We start from the raw sequence: 19,815 nt of genomic DNA, 5'->3' as shown, positions 1-19,815 counted from the left end.
CCGGACCCGACGCACCCCCGGCTCAGCGTACGCACCCCAGCGCACGCACACCCCCAAGCTCCACGCATCCCACAAAGCACGAGGACGAACTCCATGGACCGGCTCTCCAACACCGTGCGCCCGTACGCCTGGGGCTCCACCACAGCCATCCCGGCCCTGCTGGGTGTCGCCCCCACCGGCGAGCCCCAGGCCGAGATGTGGATGGGCGCCCATCCCGGAGCCCCCTCCCGGATAACCCGCACCGCCGCCACCCCCGACGCAACGTCCGGCACCCAGCAGCCCACTGCCGAGCAGCCCACCGTCAAGCAGCCCGTCACCCAGCAGCCCACTGCCGAGCAGCCCCTCACCGACGTCATCGCCGCCGACCCCGTCGCGGAGCTCGGCCCGGCCACCGTCGAGAAGTTCGGTCCCCGTCTCCCCTTCCTCCTCAAGCTTCTCGCCGCCGGAGCCCCGCTCTCCCTCCAGGTCCACCCCGACCTCGCCCAGGCACAGCGGGGATACGCGGACGAGGAGCGCCGGTCCGTCCCGATCGACGCCCCCCACCGCACGTACAAGGACGCCAACCACAAGCCCGAACTGATCTGCGCGCTCACCCCCTTCGACGGCCTGTGCGGCTTCCGCCGGCCCGTCGAGGCGGCCGAGGCGATGGAGGCACTGGGCGTCGACTCCCTCAAGCCGTACGCCGATCTGCTCCGCGCCCACCCCGAGGAGGCCGCCCTGCGCGAGGTCCTCACGGCGATCCTCACCGCGGACCCGGCACAGATGGCGGAGACGGTGACCGCCGCGGCAGCCGCCGCGGAACGGCTCGGCGGCGCGTACGCCCCGTACGCGCGCATCGCCCACCACTTCCCGGGTGACGCGGGCGTCATCGCGGCCATGCTGCTGAACTACGTACAACTCCAGCCCGGCGAGGCGCTGTTCCTCGGCGCCGGAGTGCCGCACGCCTACCTCGACGGCCTCGGCGTCGAAATCATGGCCAACTCGGACAATGTGCTGCGCTGCGGACTGACGCCCAAGCACATCGACGTACCCGAACTCCTGCGCATCGTCCGCTTCGAGGCGACCGAACCCGGGATCCTGCGCCCCGAGGCGTCCCCGTCCGGCGAGGAACTGTACGAGACGCCGGCCGACGAGTTCCGGCTGTCCCGCTTCGACCTCTCGCCCGGCGCCGACCCCGTCGACCTGACCGCGGCCACACCCCAGATCCTGCTCTGCACGGCGGGCGCACCACGGGCCGGCGACCTCGTCCTCGTACCCGGCGACTCGGTCTTCGTACCGGCAGGGGAAACGACCGAAGTGTCCGGTACGGGCACGCTGTTCCGTTCCACTGTGGTGGCCTGACGCACCGTCCGCACCATGGACTGCAACAATGTCCGGCCGTACCGCGGCCGCTGGGGCCGCAGCACCGAACGAAGGGACACCAGGCACCCATGAGTGCGTCAGGCGGAACCAAGGCGATCGTGGCGGCGCTCGGCGCCAACCTCGCGATCGCAGTGGCCAAATTCGTGGCGTTCCTGTTCAGTGGCTCGTCGTCGATGCTCGCGGAGAGCGTCCACTCGCTCGCCGACTCGGGCAATCAGGGACTGCTGCTGCTCGGCGGCAAGAAGGCCAAGCGCGAGGCCACCCCGCAACACCCCTTCGGGTACGGGCGAGAGCGTTACATCTACGCCTTCCTCGTCTCCATCGTGCTGTTCTCGGTCGGTGGCATGTTCGCCGTGTACGAGGGCTACGAGAAGATCAAGAACCCGCACGAGATCGAGGCCTGGTACTGGCCGGTCGGTGTCCTGGTGTTCGCGATCATCGCCGAGGGCTTCTCCTTCCGGACGGCCATCAAGGAGTCCAACGAGACCCGCGGCGCACTGTCCTGGACCGAGTTCATCCGCCGCGCGAAGGCCCCCGAACTTCCCGTCGTGCTGCTGGAGGACTTCGGCGCGCTCATCGGTCTGGTCCTCGCCCTCGGCGGCGTGGGCCTGGCCGTCGGCACCGGTGACGGGGTGTGGGACGGCATCGGCACCCTCTGCATCGGCATCCTGCTGATCGCGATCGCGATCGTCCTGGCCGCCGAGACCAAGTCCCTGCTGCTCGGCGAGGCCGCGGGCATCGACCAGGTCGACAAGATCAAGGCCGCAGTCGTGGACGGCGACACCGTTACCGGCATCATCCACATGCGTACGCTCCACCTCGGCCCGGAAGAACTGCTGGTCGCCGCCAAGATCGCGGTCCAGCACGACGACACGGCCACCGAGGTCGCCAACGCCATCAACGCGGCCGAGTCCCGCATCCGCGAGGCGGTCCCGATCGCCCGGGTCATCTACCTGGAACCGGACATCTACAACGAGGCCGCGGCCCGGGCCGGCACCAACCCGGCCAAGGACCCGGCCGGAGCACCCGCCGAACCCACCGCACCCTCCGCATCCGACGAGGCCTCCGACACCCCGGCCGATCCGACGGAAACCGGCCACTGACCGCACCCGACGCGCCTTCGAGGCCGCTCCCGGACCCGGTGGGCTGGGAGCGGCTGGGCCGTTCGGTGTAGATTCGACGGCAGTGCCAGACGTCGCTGCTGATGGCGGTCGATCGGTCCGTTCGCGCGGACCGGCCGAGGGAGAGAGGGCCTCCGACGGACTGCGCTGCGAGCCGCTCGGGCATTCGTGTGCCCGCCGCCGCAGAGCCGCCCACCCACCCTCGACCCATCACGAGGAGCAGCCCGTTATGACGACGGTCGCCAATCGACAGGACTTCAAGGTCGCCGACCTCTCCCTCGCAGCCTTCGGCCGCAAGGAGATCACCCTCGCCGAGCACGAGATGCCCGGCCTGATGTCGATCCGCAAGGAGTACGCCGCCACGCAGCCGCTGGCCGGTGCCCGCATCACCGGCTCGCTGCACATGACCGTGCAGACGGCCGTGCTGATCGAGACCCTGGTCGCCCTCGGCGCCGAGGTCCGCTGGGCCTCCTGCAACATCTTCTCCACCCAGGACCACGCGGCCGCAGCCATCGCGGTCGGCCCGAACGGCACCCCGGACGCCCCCGCCGGCGTCCCCGTCTTCGCCTGGAAGGGCGAGACGCTCGAAGAGTACTGGTGGTGCACGGAGCAGGCCCTGACCTGGCCCAACACGCCCACCGGCGGCCCGAACATGATCCTCGACGACGGTGGTGACGCCACCCTCCTCGTCCACAAGGGCGTGGAGTTCGAGAAGGCCGGCGCGGCCCCGGACCCCTCGACCGCGGACAGCGAGGAGTACGCCTACATCCTCACCCTGCTGAACCGCACCCTCGGCGAGGCCCCGCAGAAGTGGACCCAGCTGGCGTCCGAGATCCGCGGTGTCACCGAGGAGACCACCACCGGTGTGCACCGGCTGTACGAGATGCACCGCGACGGCACCCTCCTGTTCCCGGCGATCAACGTCAATGACGCGGTCACCAAGTCGAAGTTCGACAACAAGTACGGCTGCCGCCACTCGCTGATCGACGGCATCAACCGCGCCACCGACGTCCTGATCGGCGGCAAGACCGCCGTCGTCTGCGGCTACGGCGACGTGGGCAAGGGCTGCGCGGAGTCCCTGCGCGGCCAGGGTGCCCGGGTGATCATCACGGAGATCGACCCGATCTGCGCCCTGCAGGCGGCGATGGACGGCTACCAGGTCGCCACCCTCGATGACGTCGTCGAGCAGGCCGACATCTTCGTCACCACGACGGGGAACAAGGACATCATCATGGCCGGTGACATGGCCCGGATGAAGCACCAGGCCATCGTCGGGAACATCGGCCACTTCGACAACGAGATCGACATGGCCGGCCTCGCCAAGATCGACGGCATCGTCAAGGACGAGGTCAAGCCGCAGGTCCACACCTGGACGTTCCCCGACGGCAAGGTCCTCATCGTGCTGTCCGAGGGCCGCCTGCTGAACCTGGGCAACGCCACCGGCCACCCCTCGTTCGTCATGTCCAACTCGTTCGCGGACCAGACCCTGGCCCAGATCGAGCTGTTCACGAAGCCCGAGGAGTACCCGACCGACGTCTACGTGCTGCCCAAGCACCTCGACGAGAAGGTCGCCCGCCTCCACCTCGCCGCGCTCGGAGTGAGGCTCACGACGCTCCGCCCCGAGCAGGCCGCCTACATCGGTGTCGAGGTCGAGGGCCCGTACAAGTCCGACCACTACCGCTACTGACCCCGTAACCGCGGCGGCCCGCCGGTGACCGTTCACGGTCACCACCAGTCAGTGAAGACCGGCCACCGGCAGGCCCCACGACCCCGGACCCGGAGTCCGCGGACGCGACAGCGTCAACAGACCCGGTGACTCAGCAGCAGCAGCAGCGCAGCAGCTACGCACGCAGGCCCCCGCACCCCCGTGTCGGGGGCCTGCGTCGTACCGCACCCGCACAGCCCGAGGAACCTGAAGGACCCCATGCCCCGCGGCCGATATTCGCTCCACGATCTTCACGACCACACCCCCCTCGGTGAAGAACACTTCCACTGCGCCCCCGGCCCCTCCGGCTGGCGTTATGTCTCCCAGACGACCGCCCCGTCCGGCGATCACCTCGGATCCATCGACCTCACCCTCGACGAACTCGGCCGCCCGATCCGTCTCGAGCTCCACGCCGCGAGCTGGCAGATCCGCGGCGCCGCCCTCGAAGGCGTCACCTGGGTCCGCACCGATCCGACCGGCACTCACGCCAACGAAGGCAATGTCCGCGCCCACACCTTCACCGGCACTTCCCCCGCTTTCCTCATCGCGACCGCACGCCTGCTGCGCCTCACCCCCGATTCCCCCGCGACCCGTCTCCGCGTCGTGGCCTTCACGGATCCGGTCCTCGCCCCCCGTACCGTCGACCAGTCCTGGGCCCTGGTGAACAGTGAAGCGCACGCCACTGACAACGGTCCGCTGACTGTGGACGAATACCAGGTCAACGCCCTGGACACCGGTGAGCAGCACACCATCCACATCGCCGGTGACGTGGTCCTCTCGGCCCCGGGCATCGAGCTCGAAGAGCTGGAATCCCCACCCTCGACCCGTTAGCCGGGCGGAGCGAACCCGGTGGTGGACGGCCGCGCCCCATCCGCCCCGGGCGCCGCCACATCCCCTGACTCCGCGGGCCGAACAGCCGCCACTGAGGCCACCTGCGCAGGTTGAGCACCAAAAGCGCCAGGGACTGCAGGAGCTACGGGGGCCACGGGGTCCACAGGAGTCCCTGAGCCCCACGGCCCCGTAACGCCGGCAGCGGCGCGGGAAGCGGCGAACAGCCGGCGCGCATCCCGAGCCTGCCGCTCGTTCACCACGGCCGCCAGGTACGCGGCGGCGGGCACCCCCACCGGCGCCGGAACTCCGGTCCACCCGGCGAGCTCTCCGGCCAGTCGCTCGGCCATGGTCCGGCCCACGTCGGCGTCCAGCTGGTGCATCCGCGTCAGGTACTGCCGCACCGCCAGCCACAGCTCGGCCGGGACCGCCGACAGATCCAGCCCGGCGAAGCGTCCCACCAGCCAGGGCGGCGGAGGCGGAACGGCTGCGGCCCGGCCCGCCGGTACCCGCTCCCGTACGACGAGCGTCCCCGCGAAGACATCCCCGAGCCGTCTCCCACGCGCCGACACCAGCGACGCGACGGAGGCGACCACCCCGAGTGTCATGAGGATCTCGACGATGCCCATCGCCCCGCGCACCAGAGCGTGCCGGAACCGGATCGGCCCCCCGTCGTCCCGCACCACCCGCAGCCCGCATGCCAGCTTCCCCAGCGAACGGCCGTGGCTGAGCGTTTCCACCGCTATCGGCGCTCCCACCAGGACCAGCAGGAAGGTCGCCACGGAGATGGCGGCGGCAGCAGCCTCGTCCAGTGCGGCCGTCGCCACGACCAGTCCGATCGACACGAGGACGAAGCCCGTTCCTACTACAACCAGATCGATGGCCAGAGCCAGCGCACGACTCGGCAATTTCGCCGGCCGCAGCCCCAGCACGACCGCGTCCCCGGTCACGAGCTCACTCATCGCCGCCCACCCTTCGCCGACCATCCCTGCCCTACGGGGCCACAGTCTGCCAAGCTGACCCGCAAAAGCGCCGCAGTAGTACGGACCCGTACGCACCCATGCCTGGAGCAGCAGCCGCCCATGGACCTCGACGTCTTCGTCAACGCCCACCGCAGCGAGTGGGACCGCCTGGATCACCTCCTGCACCGCGGGCGCAGGCTCACAGGCGCGGAAGCCGACGAGCTCGTCGACCTCTACCAGCTCACGGCGACGCATCTCTCCTTGATCCAGTCCAGTGCCCCCGACGCACTGCTCATCGCGCGCCTCACCCAGCTGGTGGCCCGGGCCCGCTCCACGGTGACCGGGACCCGCCGTGCGTCGTGGCGCGACGCCGCGCGGTTCCTCACGGCGGGATTTCCCGCAGCGGTCTACCGCTCCAGGAACTGGTGGATACCGACAGCTGTCCTCTCCACGCTCCTGGCCGCACTGGTCGGCTGGTGGATCGGTACGCATCCGGAGGTCCAGTCGGCCATCGCCGCCCCGGACGACCTCCGCCGCATGACCAGTCCTGGCGGGGAGTACGAGACCTACTACTCAAGCCATCCAGCGGCCTCGTTCGCCGCCCAGGTCTGGACGAACAACGCTCAGGCCGCGGCGATGTGCCTGGTCCTGGGAGCATTCCTCTGCGTCCCGGTGATCTGGATCCTCTTTCTCAACGTGCTCAACCTCGGAGTAGGCATCGGGCTGATGTCCTCGGCCGGCCGGCTCGACACCTTCCTCGGCCTGATCCTTCCGCACGGACTGCTCGAACTGACGGCCGTCTTCGTGGCGGCGGGAACCGGCCTCCGTCTGGGCTGGACGGTGATCGACCCGGGCCCGTACACCCGGCGTACAGCCCTGGCGCAGCAGGGCCGTGCCGCGATCGGCATGGCCATCGGCCTGGCCCTGATCCTGTTCGTCTCGGGTGTCATCGAGGGCTTCGTCACCCCCTCCGGCCTCCCCACCTGGGCCCGCATCGCCATAGGAATCGCCGCGGAGCTGGCTTTTCTCGCCTACGTCTACATCCTGGGCGGCCGCGCGGCCCGAACCGGCGACTCAGGCGACATTGCCGGCTCCGAACGGAGCGCCGAACTCCCGGTTGCCGCCTGATGTGCGTATGCCTCTCCCGAGCTGCTAGTCTCCTCCTCGCCCCAAAAAACCGTTGACACGGCGGACTGGGGGAGGTATATTTGAACAGTTGCCTCGAACTGGACAAGTTCGGGCCCAACGTTTAGCGTTACCTCGCTCTCACCGGAAATTGAATTTCCGCAGAGCCATTGATTCCCACTCTCCGGATCAGGAAGCCGATTAGTTCGGCCGAACTGTTTCTGATAAAGTCGAGTCAGCCGAAAGGCAAGGCCACTTCAACGGCCACCGGAATTCAAATTCGAACCGGAAACGGAACGAAATCGAGTCTGGTAAAGTTGGAACCGCCGGAAAGGGAAACGCGAAAGCGAAGAACTGGAAAGCGAAAATGCGAAACCCGCTTCGACCGGGAATCGGACGCGAAAGAGTCTGATAGAGTCGGAAACGCAAGACCGAAGGGAAGCGCCCGGAGGAAAGCCGCAGAAAATGTTCTGCGGTGAGTACAAAGGAAGCGTCCGTTCCTTGAGAACTCAACAGCGTGCCAAAAGTCAACGCCAGATATGTTGATACCCCGACCTGCTTCGGCAGGTTCGAGGTTCCTTTGAAAGTCCTGGCAGATTCCTTACGGGTCTGGCAGGCAATGCACATAGCGAGGACACAGTGGACGATCGGTCTTATTCCGACTTGATTGTTCCGCTCTCGTGGTGTCATCCCGATTACGGGAAAACATTCACGGAGAGTTTGATCCTGGCTCAGGACGAACGCTGGCGGCGTGCTTAACACATGCAAGTCGAACGATGAAGCCCTTCGGGGTGGATTAGTGGCGAACGGGTGAGTAACACGTGGGCAATCTGCCCTTCACTCTGGGACAAGCCCTGGAAACGGGGTCTAATACCGGATAATACTTTCCCTCTCATGGGGGAAGGTTAAAAGCTCCGGCGGTGAAGGATGAGCCCGCGGCCTATCAGCTAGTTGGTGGGGTAATGGCCTACCAAGGCGACGACGGGTAGCCGGCCTGAGAGGGCGACCGGCCACACTGGGACTGAGACACGGCCCAGACTCCTACGGGAGGCAGCAGTGGGGAATATTGCACAATGGGCGAAAGCCTGATGCAGCGACGCCGCGTGAGGGATGACGGCCTTCGGGTTGTAAACCTCTTTCAGCAGGGAAGAAGCGAAAGTGACGGTACCTGCAGAAGAAGCGCCGGCTAACTACGTGCCAGCAGCCGCGGTAATACGTAGGGCGCAAGCGTTGTCCGGAATTATTGGGCGTAAAGAGCTCGTAGGCGGCTTGTTGCGTCGGTTGTGAAAGCCCGGGGCTTAACCCCGGGTCTGCAGTCGATACGGGCAGGCTAGAGTGTGGTAGGGGAGATCGGAATTCCTGGTGTAGCGGTGAAATGCGCAGATATCAGGAGGAACACCGGTGGCGAAGGCGGATCTCTGGGCCATTACTGACGCTGAGGAGCGAAAGCGTGGGGAGCGAACAGGATTAGATACCCTGGTAGTCCACGCCGTAAACGTTGGGAACTAGGTGTTGGCGACATTCCACGTCGTCGGTGCCGCAGCTAACGCATTAAGTTCCCCGCCTGGGGAGTACGGCCGCAAGGCTAAAACTCAAAGGAATTGACGGGGGCCCGCACAAGCAGCGGAGCATGTGGCTTAATTCGACGCAACGCGAAGAACCTTACCAAGGCTTGACATATACCGGAAAGCATCAGAGATGGTGCCCCCCTTGTGGTCGGTATACAGGTGGTGCATGGCTGTCGTCAGCTCGTGTCGTGAGATGTTGGGTTAAGTCCCGCAACGAGCGCAACCCTTGTTCTGTGTTGCCAGCATGCCCTTCGGGGTGATGGGGACTCACAGGAGACTGCCGGGGTCAACTCGGAGGAAGGTGGGGACGACGTCAAGTCATCATGCCCCTTATGTCTTGGGCTGCACACGTGCTACAATGGCCGGTACAATGAGCTGCGATGCCGCGAGGCGGAGCGAATCTCAAAAAGCCGGTCTCAGTTCGGATTGGGGTCTGCAACTCGACCCCATGAAGTCGGAGTTGCTAGTAATCGCAGATCAGCATTGCTGCGGTGAATACGTTCCCGGGCCTTGTACACACCGCCCGTCACGTCACGAAAGTCGGTAACACCCGAAGCCGGTGGCCCAACCCCTTGTGGGAGGGAGCTGTCGAAGGTGGGACTGGCGATTGGGACGAAGTCGTAACAAGGTAGCCGTACCGGAAGGTGCGGCTGGATCACCTCCTTTCTAAGGAGCATCTAGATTCCGCAAGGAATCCAGAGCCACTACGTCGGCAAATGATCGACGGTGGTCAGCTCATGGGTGGAACGTTGACTATTCGGCACGACAGGTTGTTTTTCACTAGTACTGCTTCGGCGTGGAATGTGGGAAGTGATCGGTCGGGTCGGGCACGCTGTTGGGTATCTGAAGGTACGGCCGTCATTGGTCGTCCTTCGGTTGCCGGCCCCAGTGAACTCGCCCGGTAAGGGTGGGGTGGTGGGTGGCTGGTCGTTGTTTGAGAACTGCACAGTGGACGCGAGCATCTGTGGCCAAGTTTTTAAGGGCGCACGGTGGATGCCTTGGCACCAGGAACCGATGAAGGACGTGGGAGGCCACGATAGGCCCCGGGGAGCTGTCAACCAAGCTTTGATCCGGGGGTGTCCGAATGGGGAAACCCGGCAGTCGTCATGGGCTGTCACCCACTGCTGAACACATAGGCAGTGTGGAGGGAACGAGGGGAAGTGAAACATCTCAGTACCCTCAGGAAGAGAAAACAACCGTGATTCCGGGAGTAGTGGCGAGCGAAACTGGATCAGGCCAAACCGTATGCGTGTGATACCCGGCAGGGGTTGCGCATGCGGGGTTGTGGGATCTCTTTTTCACGGTCTGCCGGCTGTGAGACGAGTCAGAAACCGTTGATGTAGGCGAAGGACATGCGAAAGGTCCGGCGTAGAGGGTAAGACCCCCGTAGCTGAAACATCAACGGCTCGTTTAAGAGACACCCAAGTAGCACGGGGCCCGAGAAATCCCGTGTGAATCTGGCGGGACCACCCGTTAAGCCTAAATATTCCCTGGTGACCGATAGCGGATAGTACCGTGAGGGAATGGTGAAAAGTACCGCGGGAGCGGAGTGAAATAGTACCTGAAACCGTGTGCCTACAAGCCGTGGGAGCGTCGCTGTGTGTGCTTGCACATGCAGTCGTGACTGCGTGCCTTTTGAAGAATGAGCCTGCGAGTTTGCGGTGTGTTGCGAGGTTAACCCGTGTGGGGAAGCCGTAGCGAAAGCGAGTCCGAACAGGGCGATTTAGTAGCGCGCTCAAGACCCGAAGCGGAGTGATCTAGCCATGGGCAGGTTGAAGCGGAGGTAAGACTTCGTGGAGGACCGAACCCACCAGGGTTGAAAACCTGGGGGATGACCTGTGGTTAGGGGTGAAAGGCCAATCAAACTCCGTGATAGCTGGTTCTCCCCGAAATGCATTTAGGTGCAGCGTCGTGTGTTTCTTGCCGGAGGTAGAGCACTGGATAGGCGATGGGCCCTACCGGGTTACTGACCTTAGCCAAACTCCGAATGCCGGTAAGTGAGAGCACGGCAGTGAGACTGTGGGGGATAAGCTCCATGGTCGAGAGGGAAACAGCCCAGAGCATCGACTAAGGCCCCTAAGCGTACGCTAAGTGGGAAAGGATGTGGAGTCGCAGAGACAACCAGGAGGTTGGCTTAGAAGCAGCCACCCTTGAAAGAGTGCGTAATAGCTCACTGGTCAAGTGATTCCGCGCCGACAATGTAGCGGGGCTCAAGCGTACCGCCGAAGTCGTGTCATTCACACATATAGGGCCAACGCCTGTGTGGATGGGTAGGGGAGCTTCGTGTGCCGGGTGAAGCAGCCGCGGAAGCGAGTTGTGGACGGTTCACGAGTGAGAATGCAGGCATGAGTAGCGATACACACGTGAGAAACGTGTGCGCCGATTGACTAAGGGTTCCTGGGTCAAGCTGATCTGCCCAGGGTAAGTCGGGACCTAAGGCGAGGCCGACAGGCGTAGTCGATGGACAACCGGTTGATATTCCGGTACCCGCTTTGAAACGCCCAATACTGAATCAGGCGATGCTAAGTCCGTGAAGCCGGCCCGATCTCTTCGGAGTTGAGGGTAGTGGTGGAGCCGACGAACCAGACTTGTATTAGGTAAGCGATGGGGTGACGCAGGAAGGTAGTCCAGCCCGGGCGGTGGTAGTCCCGGGGTAAGGGTGTAGGCCGTGTGGTAGGTAAATCCGTCACACATTAAGGCTGAGACCTGATGCCGAGCCGATTGTGGTGAAGTGGATGATCCTATGCTGTCGAGAAAAGCCTCTAGCGAGTTTCATGGCGGCCCGTACCCTAAACCGACTCAGGTGGTCAGGTAGAGAATACCGAGGCGTTCGGGTGAACTATGGTTAAGGAACTCGGCAAAATGCCCCCGTAACTTCGGGAGAAGGGGGGCCATCACTGGTGATCCGATTTACTCGGTGAGCTGGGGGTGGCCGCAGAGACCAGCGAGAAGCGACTGTTTACTAAAAACACAGGTCCGTGCGAAGCCGTAAGGCGATGTATACGGACTGACGCCTGCCCGGTGCTGGAACGTTAAGGGGACCGGTTAGCTGACTTTCGGGTCGGCGAAGCTGAGAACTTAAGCGCCAGTAAACGGCGGTGGTAACTATAACCATCCTAAGGTAGCGAAATTCCTTGTCGGGTAAGTTCCGACCTGCACGAATGGCGTAACGACTTCTCGACTGTCTCAACCATAGGCCCGGTGAAATTGCACTACGAGTAAAGATGCTCGTTTCGCGCAGCAGGACGGAAAGACCCCGGGACCTTTACTATAGTTTGATATTGGTGTTCGGTTCGGCTTGTGTAGGATAGGTGGGAGACTTTGAAGCGGCCACGCCAGTGGTTGTGGAGTCGTCGTTGAAATACCACTCTGGTCGTGCTGGATGTCTAACCTGGGTCCGTGATCCGGATCAGGGACAGTGTCTGATGGGTAGTTTAACTGGGGCGGTTGCCTCCTAAAGAGTAACGGAGGCGCCCAAAGGTTCCCTCAGCCTGGTTGGCAATCAGGTGTTGAGTGTAAGTGCACAAGGGAGCTTGACTGTGAGACCGACGGGTCGAGCAGGGACGAAAGTCGGGACTAGTGATCCGGCAGTGGCTTGTGGAAGCGCTGTCGCTCAACGGATAAAAGGTACCCCGGGGATAACAGGCTGATCTTCCCCAAGAGTCCATATCGACGGGATGGTTTGGCACCTCGATGTCGGCTCGTCGCATCCTGGGGCTGGAGTCGGTCCCAAGGGTTGGGCTGTTCGCCCATTAAAGCGGTACGCGAGCTGGGTTTAGAACGTCGTGAGACAGTTCGGTCCCTATCCGCTGTGCGCGTAGGAATATTGAGAAGGGCTGTCCCTAGTACGAGAGGACCGGGACGGACGAACCTCTGGTGTGCCAGTTGTCCTGCCAAGGGCATGGCTGGTTGGCTACGTTCGGAAAGGATAACCGCTGAAAGCATCTAAGCGGGAAGCCTGCTTCGAGATGAGTATTCCCACCCTCTTGAAGGGTTAAGGCTCCCAGTAGACGACTGGGTTGATAGGCCAGATGTGGAAGCCCGGTAACGGGTGGAGCTGACTGGTACTAATAGGCCGAGGGCTTGTCCTCAGTTGCTCGCGTCCACTGTGTTAGTTCTGAAATAACGAACGGCCGTGTTTTGTTCCGGTGTTGGTTAATTTCATAGTGTTTCGGTGGTCATTGCGTTAGGGAAACGCCCGGTTACATTCCGAACCCGGAAGCTAAGCCTTTCAGCGCCGATGGTACTGCAGGGGGGACCCTGTGGGAGAGTAGGACGCCGCCGAACTCCTTTTGATAGTTAAGCCCCGTGCCCTTGTGGCACGGGGCTTTTCTGCGTTCCGGACCAGAACGAGTCCGAACGGATCCGAGCGGGTCACGTCCTTCCTGGCGTGCCCGCTGATCCGGAAATGTGTGACCGAAGCCCGCTACAGACGACCTGCCGCCTTGAGAGCCAGGTAGGCGTCGGCGAGGGCCGGCGCGAGGGTGTCGGGAGTGGCATCGACGACAACCACGCCGCGGCGCTGGAGCTGGTCCGCCGTTCGCCGTCGCCGAGCCTTGGCCTGGGCACCGGCAGCAGCTTCATAGACCGCGTCCACTGTGCCTCTCGCGCCGGCCATCTCCTCGATATGCGGGTCGCTGACGGCCGCCAGCAGTACTGTGTGCCGCTGGATGAGGCGGGACAGGACAGGCAGCAGCCCCTCCTCGACGGGGGCCGCGTCGAGACTGGTCAGAAGCACGATCAAGGAACGACGAGGAGCGTTCGCGAGAGCCGCGGCACAGAGACCTCGTGCATCCGTCTCCACGAGCTCCGGTTCGAGCGGTGCCATCGCATCGACCATGGCCGCCAGGACTTCCCCGGCTGCCCGGCGCTGAACGCGGGCGCGAACGTGGCGGTCGTAGGCGAGCAGATCCACCCGGTCGCCGGCCCGGGTGGCGAGAGCGGTCAGGAGCAGAGCCGCGTCCATTGCCGCGTCGAGACGAGGGACATCACCGACCCGCCCCGCCGACGTACGTCCCGTGTCGAGGACGATGAGTATGTGACGGTCGCGCTCCGGACGCCACGTGCGTACAGCGACAGCGGACTGACGGGCGGTGGCCCGCCAGTCGATCGAGCGGGTGTCGTCGCCGGGCACATAAGCACGAATATTGTCGAACTCCGTACCCTCGCCGCGGGTCAGGACGCTTGTGCGACCGTCGAGTTCGCGAAGTCTGGTGAGGCGGGACGGCAAGTACTTGCGACTGGCGAAAGGCAGCAGGACCCGGACCGTCCAAGGAACTTGATGATTGCCCTGGCGTGCCGCGAGCCCCAGCGGGCCGTACGAGCGGACGGTGACCTGCTCGGCCCGTCGGTCACCACGTCGGGTGGGACGCAGAAAAGTGGTGATGCGGCGGCGTTCACCGGGCGGGATCGTCAGTTTGTGGCGGGACGCGGACTGTTCCGTGCCGGTCTGCCAACTGCTGGGAGGCCAGGCGTCACGGAGGTGTGCCCTCAGGCGGCGGCGGGAAGGATTGATTACGGTGAGTTGCACTTCCGCGCCGTCACCGAGTCGAACGGTTGTATCACCAGATCGGGTGAACTGGAGCGGGCGCACTGGCGCAGCCAGGGCGTAGTCGCACAGAATTGCTAGAGACAGCGGGGCATTGACCGCGAGCATGCCCGTCCAGCTCGGGGCCAGGATGCCTACGGGGAGTGACCCCAGAGCGGCGAGCAGCGCGGTGCGTCCGGTGAGGGCCACAATTCACCGCCTCATCGGGGTACGGGGACTTGGGCGAGAACTGCGGCGATGACGGAGTCGGGGGTGACTCCTTCCATCTCCGCCTCGGGCCGCAGCTGGAGACGATGCCGGAGAGTGGGGAGGGCCAGGGCTTTGACGTCGTCGGGAATGACATAGTCGCGGCCCGTGAGCCAGGCCCAGGCCGGGGCTGTGGAGAGGAGAGCAGTGGCACCGCGGGGCGAGACCCCGAGGGAGAGCGAGGGGGAATCACGCGTGGCACGACAGATATCTACGACGTATCCGGCGATCTCGGGGGAGACGCTGGTCCTGGCGACAGCGGTGCGAGCGGCCTCCAGATCGGCCGGCCCTGCGACCGGCCGTATGCCCGCAGCCTTGAGATCGCGGGGGTTGAACCCGTCGGCGTGACGGGTCAGGACGCCGATCTCGTCCTCGCGGGACGGGAGGGGCACCGTCAGCTTGAGGAGGAAGCGGTCCAACTGGGCTTCGGGAAGCGGGTACGTGCCCTCGTACTCCACCGGGTTCTGGGTGGCTGCGACGAGGAAGGGGTCGGGGAGGAGACGGGGGGTTCCGTCGACAGTGACCTGGCGCTCCTCCATGGCCTCCAGGAGGGAGGACTGCGTTTTGGGGGGCGTTCGGTTGATCTCGTCAGCGAGCAGGAGGTTGGTGAAGACAGGTCCCGGCTGGAAGGAGAACTCAGCGGTGCGGGCGTCGTAGACGAGGGACCCGGTGACGTCGCTGGGCATCAGGTCGGGGGTGAACTGGACGCGCTTGGTATCGAGTTCGAGTGATGCCGCAAGAGCCCGGACCAACAGGGTCTTGGCCACACCCGGGACGCCTTCGAGCAGGACGTGACCTCGGCAGAGCAGCGCGACGACAAGACCGGTGACCGCGGGGTCCTGCCCGACCACGGCCTTGGCGATCTCGGAGCGCAGAGCCTCCAGGGAGGCGCGGGCGGTGTTGTCGCTCCTGATGGGCTCGGTTGTCCCGGCGGGAACTGGGGGCGGGGCGGTCATGAGGTACGAACCTCCCTTTCGAGGGTGTCGAGTCGGTCTGCCAGAAGGACGAGTGCGGCGTCGTCGGAGGGAGCCGGGCCGAAGATCAGCTCGTGGAGGCCGCCGGCGGTCGCGCTGAGGCGTGTGGACACGGCAGGCAGGAGTGTTGCGGGGGAGTGGGCGTCCTGCGGGGAGACGCCGACGAGGGGGGCGATACGGGCGCGCGCGGCGTGGCGCAGTGAGGCGGCGGCCCGGTCGCGGGCGTTGGCCTTGCGGTGGAGGCGGGCGCGGCCCTCGGTGGACTCGGAGGCGCGAATGGCCACGGGTAGCCGTTCCGCGATTACGGGGCCCAGGCGGCGTGCTCGCCAGACCGCGGTGAGTACGGCGGCGAGTGCGAGTTGCAGGGTGCCCCACAGCCAGCCCGAGGGGATCAGGTCGATGAAGCTGCTCTCGCCGCCCGTGCTGTTGCCATTCGGACTGCCGTCATTGCCTTCGCTGCTGTTCGTGGCGGAGCTGTCAGCAAATGAGGGGAGGTACCAGACCAGATGCGGGTGGGAACCGAGGAGTTGAAGGGCCAGCGAGGCGTTGCCCTGATTGTCCAGACGGTCGTTGTAGAGGATGTCGGGGGAGCCGAGAAGGACGGTGTCACCCGCTGCCTGCTGCCGGATGAGCAGCAGAGAGGGAAGGCCGTCGGCCGGGTAGCAGGCGAGCGCGTCGAGGCTGTCCGAGGCGTAGCGGAAGCCGCCCGTCTCGATGTCGCCGGCCAGCCGGGCCGCGTCCAAGGAGCACCGAGGGGCGCGTGTGACTACCGGGACGGAGGACTCTGCTCGGACACCGGGGGCAAGCCTGCCCACGGAGGGAGGTCCCGCAGCGAGGAGCACGGTCCGGCCGGCGACGCCGGTGGTCGCCGTGCGGAGGGTGCGCTGCTGGTCCGGCGTCAGCAGATTGGGGGCGGCGACGAGCAGCGTGGTGTCAGGGCCCGCCGCGGATGTGGCGGCCTGGAGTGTGGTGACGACACGGACGGAGACGCCACGGTCCTTGAGGAGTTCGGCGACGGCTCGGCTGCCGTAGCGGTCCGCGGACCGTGGGTCGAGGCGTCCGTGCCGATCGCCGGAGTGGGTGGCTGCCAGAGTGACTCCGACGGCGACGAGCACGAGGACGGCGAGCAGCAGTCCGCGTATGCGGATCCAGACCTGACGGGGAGTGGGGGAGGCCGAGGAGGAGGGGGCGGTGACCACGGTCATTCAGCAGCCCCCTGGAGGGTGCCGGTCAGCTGGGGTTTGGTGGTCTCGAGCTCCAGGTCCAGGGCGAGCACGGTCAGGTACGCCTGTTGGCCGGCGGTGCGGCCACCGTATGTGACGTCGTCGAACTGCCGGGCCGCCGCCCGCAGTCGGGCGGCATGTGCGGGGAGCGGGCGGCCGGCTTCCGTGGCGGCTTCATCGGCCGTGCGGCCGGGGCGCGGGTCCAGCAGGGCGCGCTCTTCGAGGGAGCGGACGATGGCGCGCATCCGTTCCTGTAGCGCCTGGTTCCAGCGGTCGGCGGCAGCGTGGGACTCGGCTGCTGTGCGGTGTTCCGCAGCACTGCGGGGACCGTTCTCGAAGAGGGCGTCCGGTGGCCTGAGGCTGCGTTGCGGGGTACCCAGCCGCCACCGGAGAGCGGCTGCCAGAGCGAGGACGATCAGCGCGAGTACGGCCAGTCCGGCCGGACCGCCGGGGGCGGCGCCCGAGGCGAACGAGAGGAGATCGCCGATCCATTCCCACAGGTGGTCGAGGGCACGCTGGAGGAGGTTCGGGTCGTTCTCGTGGTACATCGGTTTGGACAGTTCATGCCGCGCCGCCTCGCGGGCTGGCACCCGCGGGGTGTCCACGGGTATGTCGCCGCTCGCTCGGACCAGCAGCTGTGCTGCCGCTGTGGCACCCACCCCCGACACGGTGTCAGCTCCCGTTGTCGTAGCCCGGCAGGCCTGCTGCCCTGGCGAGGTCGAGGTCGAGTGCCTCGCGTCGGATGCGCTGGTCCACGTACAGCAGTGCCATGACACCTGCGGAGAGCGGATAGGTGATCGTTGCGATGACCACGTCGCCGATGATCAGGAACGGCCAGCCGAAACTGGTGGCGCCATCGGTGAGGAGGGCGTTCAGTCCGCCGTCGTCCACGAACAGGGCGATGGTGCCGAACGGGATGCCGATCATCAGGGTCACGATGAACGTCAGCAGCGAGGTGAGCACCAGGATGCCGAAGGTCCGCCACCATGCGCCGCGGACCAGTTTGACGGAGCGTCGCATCGAGGCGGTGATCGACTGCCGCTCCAGCATCAGCGCCGGGGAGGCGAGGCAGAAGCGGATCATCAGCCAGACCAGTACGACGCACGCGGCGAGAAGCCCGAGGAAGGCGAGCCCGACACCTGCCGTGTCGCCGAGCAGGAGGCCCGGGAGGAGGCCGGCGGTCATGACGGCCGCGGCCATGACGGCCAGCAGAAGTGTCAGGCCCAGCAGCGGGAGCAGCCGGGGCCGGGCCTCGGCCCACGCGTCGGAGAGTGTGACGGGGCGGCCGAGCACCGAGCGGCTGATCACCACGGTCAGCACCGCTGTGGTGAAGATTGTGGCGAACATCGTGATGAGCAGAGGCGGGGCGCTGTTCATCAGGTTGTACTGGAGCGAGTCGGCTGTCTGTCGCAGGGCCTCCGGGCCCGTGGCGTTCGCGTCGACCGGCGGGGGATCGGGCAGCAGGTAACGCTGTACGAGGATGATCGCGGTCTGGGCGATCACGGCGACGGTGAGCGTGATGCCGAGGACCGTGCGCCAGTGGGCGCGCATGGTGGATACGGTGCCGTCCAGGATCTCGCCGACGCCCAGCGGCCGGAGCGGGATGACACCTGGTTTTGCCGCATGCGGGCGGCCGGCCCAGCCGGGTCCCTGGGGGCGTCCGCCCCACCCCGGGGCAGGTGGCGGCGCGCCGGGACCGGTACCGGAACTGCTCGGCGGGGACCACTGCCCTGCGGGCGGCTGCCTGGAAGACCAGTTCCCCGCAGGTCCGCTGCTGTCGACAGGCTCGGAAGGACGGGGGATGCCCGTCTCCTGGCCGTCGGAGGGGGCAGATCCGGGCGAGGCCCAGCCCGGAGTGTCGTTCATTCTCGCTCCTTAACGGTCCTGTCCGCTCATCGGGGCGTCAGGTTGGCAGCCATCGTGCCACGCGTTGCACCAGTCCGGGCCTGGCGCTCTATCTCCTTCGTCCCTTCATTTGTGGGCGGCTCACCGGGCAGACTGGGCGGATGGCTGATCAGGACGCGCAACCGCCGGTGGGCACCGCCCCCTCGGCGCTTCCCGTACTTCGCTGGGACGAGCCTCCGGAAGGTCCCGTGCTGGTGCTTCTCGACCAGACGCGATTGCCTGCGGAAGAGGCGGAGCTGGTGTGTGCCGATGTCCCCGCGCTGGTGGAGGCGATCCGGACTCTGGCGGTACGGGGAGCGCCGCTGCTGGGTATCGCGGGGGCTTATGGCGTGGCTCTCGCCGCTGTCCGGGGCCAGGACGTGGGGGTGGCGGCAGGGCTGCTGGAGCAGGCGCGGCCCACCGCGGTGAACCTCGGCTACGGCGTGCGGAGGGCCGCCGGGGCTTATCGGGAGGCGGTCGAGAAGGGGGCGGATCCGGGGCTGGCTGCGGCAGAGGCGCTGGCAGAGGCCAGGGCCCTGCACCGGGAGGACGCCGTGGCCAGTGGGCGTATGGCGCGGTTCGGGCTCGCGCTGCTGGACGAGCTGCTTCCCGATGGCGGGCATCAGCTGCTGACCCACTGCAATACCGGGGCGCTCGTCTCGGGAGGCGAGGGCACGGCCTTCGCGGTGGCGCTCGGGGCGCACCGGGCAGGCCGGCTGAGGCGGCTGTGGGTGGACGAGACCCGTCCGCTGCTCCAGGGCGCCAGGCTGACCGCGTACGAGGCGGCTCGCAACGGCATGCCGTACAGCCTGCTCACGGACAACGCCGCGGGGTCGTTGTTCGCCGCGGGGGAGGTGGACGCCGTGCTCATCGGGGCGGACCGCATCGCTGCGGACGGATCCGTGGCCAACAAGGTGGGGAGCTATCCGCTGGCGGTGCTTGCGAAGTATCACCACGTACCGTTCATCGTGGTGGCCCCGACCACGACCGTGGATCTGGACACCGTGGACGGGGCGTCGATCACAGTGGAGCAGAGACCCGGACGGGAAGTGACGGAGGTCACATTTCCGCAGGTCGGGGTAGCCGGCCGAGAAAGGGGCGGCGTGCCCGTGGCACCGCTGGGAACCCAGGCGTACAACCCCGCCTTCGACATCACGCCGCCGGAGTTGGTCACGGCGATCGTCACGGAGGAGGGCGTAATCTCCCCGGTCACAGGGGTCGGACTGGCAGAGCTGTGTGCCAGATCATCGCAGATAACGATTAGCTAAT

The 19,815-nt window shown here is 65.8% G+C and carries 12 protein-coding genes and 3 rRNA genes; 9 read left to right on the top strand and 6 right to left on the bottom strand.

All coding sequences use genetic code 11. From position 1 onward, the window contains the following. Nucleotides 1-93: 93 nt before the first annotated feature. The 4 genes from manA to FHX80_RS09650 all read left to right on the top strand — a co-directional run bounded on the left by manA (nt 94) and on the right by FHX80_RS09650 (nt 5,019). A complete protein-coding gene (gene manA / locus FHX80_RS09665) occupies nt 94-1,341 on the top strand; it encodes a mannose-6-phosphate isomerase, class I (protein WP_145763826.1) in 1,248 nt (415 codons plus the stop codon). An 89-nt stretch (nt 1,342-1,430) separates the two neighbouring features. Beyond that, a complete protein-coding gene (locus FHX80_RS09660; RefSeq protein ID WP_145763825.1) occupies nt 1,431-2,465 on the top strand; it encodes a cation diffusion facilitator family transporter in 1,035 nt (344 codons plus the stop codon). 247 nt (nt 2,466-2,712) lie between these two features. Next, entirely contained in the window at nt 2,713-4,170 is a 1,458-nt protein-coding gene (ahcY, locus tag FHX80_RS09655) for an adenosylhomocysteinase (protein WP_145763824.1), read from the top strand. A gap of 237 nt (nt 4,171-4,407) precedes the next feature. Beyond that, on the top strand, nt 4,408-5,019 hold the full coding sequence (locus FHX80_RS09650) for a hypothetical protein (protein ID WP_124284155.1): 612 nt from the start codon (nt 4,408-4,410) through the stop codon (nt 5,017-5,019). On the opposite strand, the gene FHX80_RS09645 is transcribed toward FHX80_RS09650, so the two are convergent. Further along, nucleotides 5,016-5,978 carry an RDD family protein gene (locus FHX80_RS09645; protein WP_145763823.1) on the bottom strand — a complete coding sequence of 321 codons (963 nt, stop codon included), beginning with the start codon at nt 5,976-5,978 and terminating at the stop codon, nt 5,016-5,018. The two genes, FHX80_RS09650 and FHX80_RS09645, sit on opposite strands and share 4 nt — an antisense overlap. 120 nt (nt 5,979-6,098) lie before the next feature. On the opposite strand from FHX80_RS09645, the gene FHX80_RS09640 reads away from it, so the two are divergent. The 4 genes from FHX80_RS09640 (at nt 6,099) to rrf (ending at nt 12,958) form a co-directional block, all read left to right on the top strand. Next, a complete protein-coding gene (locus FHX80_RS09640; protein ID WP_145763822.1) occupies nt 6,099-7,106 on the top strand; it encodes a stage II sporulation protein M in 1,008 nt (335 codons plus the stop codon). Nucleotides 7,107-7,811: 705 nt separating this feature from the next. After that, nucleotides 7,812-9,337: ribosomal RNA gene (locus tag FHX80_RS09635) — 16S ribosomal RNA — on the top strand. Nucleotides 9,338-9,637: 300 nt separating this feature from the next. Then, nucleotides 9,638-12,762 (top strand): 23S ribosomal RNA (locus tag FHX80_RS09630). Nucleotides 12,763-12,841: 79 nt separating this feature from the next. Further along, a 5S ribosomal RNA gene (gene rrf, locus FHX80_RS09625) occupies nt 12,842-12,958 on the top strand. The 16S, 23S and 5S rRNA genes sit together here, the layout of an rRNA operon. Nucleotides 12,959-13,097: 139 nt before the next feature. Here rrf and FHX80_RS09620 read toward each other — a convergent pair. From FHX80_RS09620 to FHX80_RS09600, 5 genes are read right to left on the bottom strand one after another with little or no spacing between them, the layout of a single operon-like run. Then, nucleotides 13,098-14,408, bottom strand: a complete 1,311-nt coding sequence (locus FHX80_RS09620) for a DUF58 domain-containing protein (RefSeq protein WP_145763821.1) — start codon at nt 14,406-14,408, stop codon at nt 13,098-13,100. An 11-nt stretch (nt 14,409-14,419) separates the two neighbouring features. Continuing rightward, nucleotides 14,420-15,421, bottom strand: a complete 1,002-nt coding sequence (locus tag FHX80_RS09615; protein ID WP_145763820.1) for an AAA family ATPase — start codon at nt 15,419-15,421, stop codon at nt 14,420-14,422. Beyond that, nucleotides 15,418-16,644: a DUF4350 domain-containing protein gene (locus tag FHX80_RS09610; RefSeq protein ID WP_145763819.1), complete on the bottom strand. Its 1,227-nt coding sequence runs from the start codon at nt 16,642-16,644 to the stop codon at nt 15,418-15,420. Before FHX80_RS09610 ends, FHX80_RS09615 begins: the two co-directional genes overlap by 4 nt. Continuing rightward, the gene (locus tag FHX80_RS09605; protein ID WP_244318190.1) at nt 16,641-17,330 is read right to left on the bottom strand and encodes a DUF4129 domain-containing protein; all 690 of its coding nucleotides are present in this window, start codon (nt 17,328-17,330) and stop codon (nt 16,641-16,643) included. The genes FHX80_RS09610 and FHX80_RS09605 overlap by 4 nt, the downstream gene beginning before the upstream one ends. Before the next feature lie 4 nt (nt 17,331-17,334). Next, the gene (locus FHX80_RS09600) at nt 17,335-18,528 is read right to left on the bottom strand and encodes a DUF7847 domain-containing protein (protein ID WP_145763818.1); all 1,194 of its coding nucleotides are present in this window, start codon (nt 18,526-18,528) and stop codon (nt 17,335-17,337) included. Between the two features lie 140 nt (nt 18,529-18,668). Between FHX80_RS09600 and mtnA the strand changes: the two genes are divergently transcribed. Beyond that, nucleotides 18,669-19,814: an S-methyl-5-thioribose-1-phosphate isomerase gene (mtnA, locus tag FHX80_RS09595; RefSeq protein ID WP_145763817.1), complete on the top strand. Its 1,146-nt coding sequence runs from the start codon at nt 18,669-18,671 to the stop codon at nt 19,812-19,814. The last annotated feature ends 1 nt before the right edge of the window (nt 19,815 follow it).

The organism is Streptomyces brevispora, from assembly GCF_007829885.1.
GTDB classification, from domain to species: domain Bacteria; phylum Actinomycetota; class Actinomycetes; order Streptomycetales; family Streptomycetaceae; genus Streptomyces; species Streptomyces brevispora.
This window is presented reverse-complemented; position numbering and strand designations above follow the sequence as displayed.